The organism is Pseudonocardia hispaniensis (assembly GCF_042658695.1).
GTDB classification, from domain to species: domain Bacteria; phylum Actinomycetota; class Actinomycetes; order Mycobacteriales; family Pseudonocardiaceae; genus Pseudonocardia; species Pseudonocardia hispaniensis.
This window is the reverse complement of sequence record NZ_JBHSQW010000031.1, coordinates 25,524-32,395: the sequence shown is the minus strand read 5'-3', so window position 1 is coordinate 32,395 and position 6,872 is coordinate 25,524. Positions and strand designations below refer to the sequence as shown.

Here is a 6,872-nt window from a genome sequence, read left to right as displayed (position 1 = left end):
CCCCCCCCCCGAGACCGCCGCCGCGGCTCGCGAGCCTGGCGTCGACTACTTCTGCGCCGGACCGTGCTGGCCGACGCCGACGAAGCCCGGCCGTCCCGCGCCCGGCCTCGGCCTGGTCCGCACGGTCGCCGACCGCGGACCCGACCGGCCGTGGTTCGCCATCGGCGGGATCGACCGCGACCGGCTCGACGAGGTGCTGACCGCTGGGGCCGACCGGATCGTGGTGGTCCGGGCGATCACCGAGGCCCCGGACCCGCGGGCCGCGGCGCGGGCGCTGGCGGACCGGCTACGGCCCGCCGGAGATCCGCGAGCCGGTTCACCCGCCGAACGGCGAGGTCACCCCCGCTGAAGGGACCGCCCGCTCGCCGGTGGGCTGTGGCGCCTCGGACCCGCTCGTCCCCGGCCTGCGCTGGGAGTCCCGAAAGCCGCTCGAGTCCGGCTCGGAGGTCGGCGCCGGGGAGGCGGTGGGTGATGCCGACGGCTCGGGCGTGGCCGGGGCCTCGGTCGTCGCGGCGCGGCCGGTGTGCTCGGAGCCGGACCCCTGGTCCGTGCCGGAGACGGTGCTCGGCGACCGCTCCAGCACCCGGCCCACCGACGTTCCGGAAGCGCCCCCGGAGATCGGCGAACCCTTCACCCATTCGACGCCGGTGACCACCAGCAGGCCCAGCACGAAGATCGTCACGGTCACCCCGGACAGCATCAGGAGCCGGCGCGGGCTCAGCCTCCGGTCCCGGATCTCCGGCGAGACGTGCTGGTCCGGTCCCCGCGGGGCCGGGCGCAGCACGCCGTCCGGTCCGGTGCGCTGCAACGGGATGGTGACCTGCTGGGAGAGATCGACCGCCGTGGTCGGGGCGTTGCGCTTGATGTCCACGGTCCGCCCGCTGGGGAGCTTGATCCGCGCCTTGACCTCCTCGCGGGTGCGGTCCAGCGAACGCTGGTAGATCGTCGAGCCGACGGTGATGATGACCGAGCCGAAGGCCGCGCCCACGACCGTTCCCGACACGCCGAAGTAGGAGCCGAACACCGCCGAGGTGGCGGCGGCGCCCGCCCCAGCGATCACCTTGTTCAGCGTGAGGTCGGGGCTCTTCTGCTGGTCAGCCCCCGGTTCGGGGGCGCCGGACGCAGGCGGCCGCATGTGCTGGGTTGGCTGATCCGGGTGGGACGCAGGTCGGGGCCGCTGCGGCCCGGGCGAGAACTCCTGATGGCGCATGGCTCCTGGTCACGATCACGTCGGGGCGGGGCTCATCGTGTTCAACGTGGGCGCGCGCCGGATCGACGCCTGTTGATCACCCAAGTTGAGCAGTATCACTCGAACGTGGCGGAGCCGTCGATACTAGTCCGGGCTCCGGGGTGGGTCCGGAGTCCGCGGGCGCCGTAGCCCCGGATGATCATCGGGCAGGGTGCGCCGGATCACCCGCCAGGACACCGCGATACAGGCCAGGATGAGCGGCCAGGTGAGCGCGACACGGGCCACCCCGAGTGCGACGACGGCGTCCGTGAAGTACAGCGGCAGGAAGACTCCCAGCCGCAACAGGTACTGGCCCACCCAGAACCAGCTGGCCCGCTGGTAGCCGCGCATCAGGTCCGGATCTCGCCGCCAGCGGGTCCGCTGCCCGAGCACGACGCCCACGACGACCCCGAGCAGCGGCCAGCGCACGACGATCGACACCGCCCAGGCCAGGGCGCTTGCCGCGTTCGCCAGGATCTGGAGCAGGAAGTAGTCGACGGCCCGGCCGGTGTAGAGCGCGATCAGGGCGGCCACCACCACGCCCAGCAGGCCGAGCAGCACGCTGCGGGGCCGGCTTCCCGTCGCGAGCCGCGTCACGGCGACGATCAGCGCCGCCAGCATCGCCGTCGCGCCACCCCAGACGACCGGGGAGGGCCCGCCGAACCAACCGGCGGCCAGCCAGCCGAGCACGAACGCGACGACCGGAACGGTGGCGTCCACCGCGCCACGGCGACCGCCCAGGATCTCGTGCAGCGACGGCTCCGCCCGCGGAACGGTCGCGGGACGATCTGACGGGCTCACATCCCAAGGGTGCCCTATCGCCTGTGTCCGATCTCGGAGACTGGCGAATTCCAGCCGGCCTGGGTGATCCTGGGGGATCACCACCGGGACGGGCGGATGACGTCGACGTGAACGAGGGAGGCGGTCGTGCGCGCCAGAGAGAGCTACATAGCCATCGGCGACAGCTTCACCGAGGGGCTCGATGACTGGCGCCCGGACGGCTCCCCGCGTGGCTGGGCCGACCGGGTCGCCGAGCGACTGGCCGTCGACCGGCCCGGCTTCGCCTATGCCAACCTCGCGGTCCGGGGGAAGCTGCTCGACCAGGTCGTCGCGGAGCAGATCCCGGTCGCCGAACAGTTGAGACCCGACCTGATCACCTTCTGCGCCGGCGGCAACGACATCATCGGGTTCCAGTGCGACACCGACGACCTCGCGGCCCGGTTCGACGCGGCGCTGGCGCGGCTCGTCGCGACCGGGGCCGAGGTGCTCATCTTCACCGGGTTCGACCTCGGCCGGATGCACCTGCTGCTGCGCAGGCTGCGCGGGCGGGTGGCGTGTTTCAACGAGATGATGCGCGCCAGCGCCGAACGACACGGCTGCAAGGTCGTCGACCTCTGGGCCATGGATGTGCTCGCCGACCCCCGAGCCTGGAGCCACGACCGGCTGCACCTGAACCCGGAGGCCCACGAACGCGTCTGCCTGCGGGTGCTCGAGGTGCTCGGCGAGCCGGTACCCGCGGACTGGCGCACCCCGTGGCCCGCCGCCGAGAAGATCCCGTGGCGGGCCCGGCAGCAGGCCGACCTGCGCTGGGTCCGCGAACACGTCATGCCGTACGTGCACCGGCGGCTGCGCGGCACCCACACCGGCAAGGACTACCTCCCGAAACGCCCCGAACTCGTTCCCCTGCTGCCCCTGGAGGGCGCCCCACGGGTCGTTCGCGGGACGGGGTTCACCCCGGCACAGGGGTGAAGTCGCGGGCCGCGATGAACTCCGGGCGCGGTTTGGGCGCGTAGTACGGCTCGACGAGCGCATTGTCCACGCTGTTGAACACGAAGAAGATGTTCGACCGCGGATACGGCGTGATGTTGTCGCTCGAACCGTGCATGCAGTTGGAGTCGAACAGGGTCGCCGATCCGGCGGCCCCGGTCATCATGGCGATGCCGTGGCGGTCCGCCAGGAGCGTCAGGCTTTCCGGGTCGGGGGTGCCGATCTCCTGCTCGCGCAGCGACTCTCGGTAATGGTCCTCCGGGGTCTCCCCGACGCACGAGACGAAGGTCTTGTGCGAGCCCGGCATGATCATCAGGCAGCCGTTGTACGGGTAGTTGTCGGTCAGCGAGATGGAGATGCTCACCGCGCGCGGGAGCGGCATGCCGTCCTCCGCGTGCCAGGTCTCGAAGTCCGAGTGCCAGTAGAAGCCACCCCCGCCGAACCCGGGCTTGTAGTTCACCCGGCTCTGGTGGAGGTAGACGTCCGAGCCGAGGATCTGCCGGGCCCGTCCGGCGACGCGCTCGTCGGCGGCGAGCGCGCCGACGAGCTCGCTGATCTTGTGCACCTCGAAGATCGAACGCACCTCGTTGGAGCTCTTCTCGATGACGGCGCGGTCACCGGCGCGAACGGTGGGGTCGGCCGCGAGCCGGTGCAGCTCGGCCATGTACCGCGCGACCTCCTGCGGCGTGAGCAGCTGCGGCACCGTGACGTACCCGTCCCGTTCGTGCCCGGCGAGTTCCTGGGTGCTCAGCGGGCCGGCGCCCGCGGGATCACCCCAGACGGTGGGCTCGGTGCGCTCGATGAGCGTCGGGGTGCCCGACACGCGGGTCTGGTAGCGGTCGCTCGTCTTGCTGTCGACGACGGCCGTCATCAGGAGGCCTCCTTCTCGGTGTCCGCTCCCCCTGACCCATCTGTCGGATCGGGGTCGAGGCCAGTCTGGCTCAGGGTGATCAGGGGGTACACCCCGTTCTCGTCGTGCACCTCCCGCCCGGTCACCGGCGGGTTGAACACGCACACCGTCCGCAGCCGGGTACGCGGCCGCAGCTGGTGGTGCTCGTTCCCGTCGAGCACGTAGATCGACCCCGGCCCCAGCTGGTAGGTGACGTCGTTGTCCTTGTCGTAGAGCTCGCCCTCGCCCTCCACGATGAACACGGCCTCGATGTGGTTGGCGTACCAGAAGTCGTTGACCGAGCCCGCCTCGAGCACCGTCTCGTGCACCGAGAACCCCACCCCGTCGCCGGCCAGCACGATCCGCTTGCTGCGCCAGTTCGGCGTCTTCACGTCGCGCTCGGTATCGGTGATCTCCGTAAGCGTCCGGACGATCATTTCGTGATCACGCTCCCGCCGCGACGCAGTGGACGGCGTCGGTCACGATCGCCAGCCCCTCGTCGAGCTCGTCCTCGGTCATCGTCAGTGGTGGCATCAGTTTCATCACCTCGTCGCAGGGCCCGGCGGTCTCCATCAGCAGCCCACGTTCGAACGCCGCGGCGCAGGCCTTCCCGGCCAGCTCGGGCCGGCTGAAGGCGAGCCCGCGGGCGAGCCCCCGCCCCTTGGGGGTCAGGGTGAGTTCCGGCGTCGTCGCGGCCAGGCGGTCGAGATGTTCCTCGATCCGCTCGCCCTTGGCGAGGGTCTCCTTCTCCAGGACGTCGTCCGTCCAGTACTCACGCAGCGCCGCGGTGGCGGTGACGAATGCCGGGTTGTTGCCGCGGAAGGTGCCGTTGTGCTCCCCGGCGTCCCAGCGGTCGTGCTCGCGCTTCATCAGCACGAGCGCCATCGGCAGCCCGTAGCCCGAGATCGACTTCGAGAGGCAGACGATATCGGGCTGGATGTCCGCGATCTCGAAGGAGAAGAACGGGCCGGTCCGCCCGATCCCCATCTGCACGTCGTCGACGATCAGCAGGATGCCGTGCCGCTTGCACAGCTCCGCAAGGCCCTGCAACCACTCGACGCGTGCGGGGTTGATGCCTCCCTCGCCCTGCACGGTCTCGACGATCACCGCGGCGGGGTCGTTGAGGCTGGATCCCTGGTCGTTGAGTACCCGCTCGAACCACAGGAAGTCGGGCACGGTGCCGTCGAAGTAGTTGTCGTAGGGCATCGGCGTGGCGTGCACCAACGGGATGCCCGCGCCACCGCGTTTCATCGAGTTGCCCGTCACCGACAACGCGCCGAGGGTCATCCCGTGAAACGCGTTGGTGAAGTTGATGACGGCCTCCCGGCCGGTGATCTTGCGGGCCAGCTTCAGCGCGGACTCCACGGCGTTCGCCCCGGTCGGCCCGGGGAACTGCACCTTGTAGTCGAGGCCGCGCGGCTCCAGGACGATCTCGCGGAAGGCCCGCAGGAACTCGGCCTTGGCGGCGGTATGGGTGTCCAGGCCATGCGTGACGCCGTCGCGGCGCAGATAGTCGATCAACGGCTGCTTCAGGGCCGGTGGGTTGTGCCCGTAGTTGAGCGCCCCGGCCCCGGCGAAGAAATCCAGGTAGGAATTGCCGTCGACATCGGTCAGGCGGCTACCGAGGGCCGAATCGAATACCACCGGCCAGCTGCGGCAGTAGCTTCGAACCTCGGACTCCAGCTCGTCGAAGATGGTCATCACGTACCACGTCCCTGTGCTATTGGGCCGATCCTGTGGAGTATCTCGGGCTGATGGCCTGCGCCCAGCAACGAACGGTCGAACAATTCCGACCGAGCGATCTCGGCGCCGCGGCGCTCGGCGAACGCGGTGAACAGCCGCGTGGATGGCTCGTTGTCCGGCGTAATCGTCGTCTCCAGGTGGTCGACGCCGTCGACCCGATCGAACAACGCGTCGAGCAGGCGGCTCGCGACGCCGCGACCACGCACGGAGGCGTCCACCGCCACCTGCCAGACGACCAGGGTGTTCGGTTCGGCGGGGCGCCGGTACCCGGTCACGAAGCCGACGGCGGCGCCGCTCCAGCGCGCGATCACCGAGGTTGCGGCGAAATCCCGGCACCACAAGAGATAGGAGTACCGGGAGTTGACATCGAGCCTCCGTGATTCGGTGGCCAGCCGCCACAATTCGACACCGTCATCGATGACGGGAGCCGCGATCGACAGATCAGCGCTTGCGCTTCGTAGATATGCGGTTGTGGTCTGGGGAGCGACCATGGCGACCGAACATAACAGGCTCTCCGGACTGCCGCACGCATTCGGTCCACCGAACTGGTGAAACAATCCAATATAGTGAGATGTCACACAATGACGTTTAGCGAGGCGTCAACCGGTTTCGCGAGTTCGCAGATCCGGCCCGCTGGCTCCGTGACAGCCCCAGTACCCGGCAGGTGGGACCTTAGGCCTCTGGAGCGGCACGGTGCGCCGAAGGCAAGGTCGAAGCCATGACAACGAAGGGGTCAGACCGACCTGCCGGGAAGGTCCTGCGCAGCAGGCGGGACCGGGTGCTGGGCGGTGTCTGCGCCGGAGTCGGCCACGCCATCGGGATCGACCCGCTGCTGGTGCGTCTCGTCGCTGTGGCGCTGACGATCGTGTCCGCCGGGACGGCCGCGCCGGCCTACCTGCTCGCGTGGATGCTCATCCCGCAGGCGACCGACGAGCCGGAGATCGAGCCCGGGCCCGCGGACGCCGACGTTCGGGCGAGCTGGCACGCCCTCGGCGGGGAGTTGCGGATGCTCGCGGATGAGCTGCGAAAGCCTCGGCCGGAGGAGACGCAGACCGAGCAACGGACCCCCGAACCGGGCCACTCGCCGTTGCAGGCCGCCGACCAGGCCGTCACCGCCTTCGGTGACCGGCTGCGGTCCCCGCAGGTGCAGGCCTCGGCGCGGCGCGCCGCGGCGAGCCTGTCGACCGCGCTCACCACCAGCGTGCGGGCACTCGACAGCCGGTCCCGGCGCGGCGGCGACTGAGG

General features: G+C 70.2%; 9 protein-coding genes. 3 read left to right on the top strand and 6 right to left on the bottom strand.

The genetic code is table 11. The features are described 5' to 3' along the window. Positions 1 to 349 (top strand): thiamine phosphate synthase (locus tag ACFQE5_RS14400; protein WP_379585428.1); only part of this gene is annotated, 349 nt, incomplete at its 5' end. Here the strand turns inward: ACFQE5_RS14400 and ACFQE5_RS14395 are convergent. Beyond that, entirely contained in the window at positions 317 to 1,060 is a 744-nt protein-coding gene (locus ACFQE5_RS14395) for a hypothetical protein (RefSeq protein WP_379585427.1), read from the bottom strand. The two genes, ACFQE5_RS14400 and ACFQE5_RS14395, sit on opposite strands and share 33 nt — an antisense overlap. A gap of 273 nt (positions 1,061 to 1,333) precedes the next feature. Beyond that, complete coding sequence (locus ACFQE5_RS14390) at positions 1,334 to 2,029, bottom strand: DUF3159 domain-containing protein (RefSeq protein WP_379585425.1); 696 nt, start codon at positions 2,027 to 2,029, stop codon at positions 1,334 to 1,336. A gap of 126 nt (positions 2,030 to 2,155) precedes the next feature. Between ACFQE5_RS14390 and ACFQE5_RS14385 the strand changes: the two genes are divergently transcribed. Continuing rightward, positions 2,156 to 2,977 carry an SGNH/GDSL hydrolase family protein gene (locus ACFQE5_RS14385; RefSeq protein WP_379585423.1) on the top strand — a complete coding sequence of 274 codons (822 nt, stop codon included), beginning with the start codon at positions 2,156 to 2,158 and terminating at the stop codon, positions 2,975 to 2,977. Here the strand turns inward: ACFQE5_RS14385 and thpD are convergent. The 4 genes from thpD to ectA are packed head-to-tail and all read right to left on the bottom strand — an operon-like array spanning position 2,958 to position 6,118. Beyond that, the gene (gene thpD / locus ACFQE5_RS14380; protein ID WP_379585421.1) at positions 2,958 to 3,866 is read right to left on the bottom strand and encodes an ectoine hydroxylase; all 909 of its coding nucleotides are present in this window, start codon (positions 3,864 to 3,866) and stop codon (positions 2,958 to 2,960) included. The genes ACFQE5_RS14385 and thpD overlap by 20 nt on opposite strands. Next, entirely contained in the window at positions 3,866 to 4,321 is a 456-nt protein-coding gene (locus ACFQE5_RS14375) for an ectoine synthase (protein ID WP_379585419.1), read from the bottom strand. Before ACFQE5_RS14375 ends, thpD begins: the two co-directional genes overlap by 1 nt. A 7-nt stretch (positions 4,322 to 4,328) precedes the next feature. Continuing rightward, on the bottom strand, positions 4,329 to 5,585 hold the full coding sequence (ectB, locus tag ACFQE5_RS14370) for a diaminobutyrate--2-oxoglutarate transaminase (RefSeq protein ID WP_379585418.1): 1,257 nt from the start codon (positions 5,583 to 5,585) through the stop codon (positions 4,329 to 4,331). Beyond that, entirely contained in the window at positions 5,585 to 6,118 is a 534-nt protein-coding gene (gene ectA / locus ACFQE5_RS14365; RefSeq protein WP_379585682.1) for a diaminobutyrate acetyltransferase, read from the bottom strand. The genes ectB and ectA overlap by 1 nt, the downstream gene beginning before the upstream one ends. Positions 6,119 to 6,345: 227 nt before the next feature. On the opposite strand from ectA, the gene ACFQE5_RS14360 reads away from it, so the two are divergent. Then, on the top strand, positions 6,346 to 6,870 hold the full coding sequence (locus ACFQE5_RS14360) for a PspC domain-containing protein (RefSeq protein WP_379585416.1): 525 nt from the start codon (positions 6,346 to 6,348) through the stop codon (positions 6,868 to 6,870). Positions 6,871 to 6,872 lie beyond the last annotated feature (2 nt).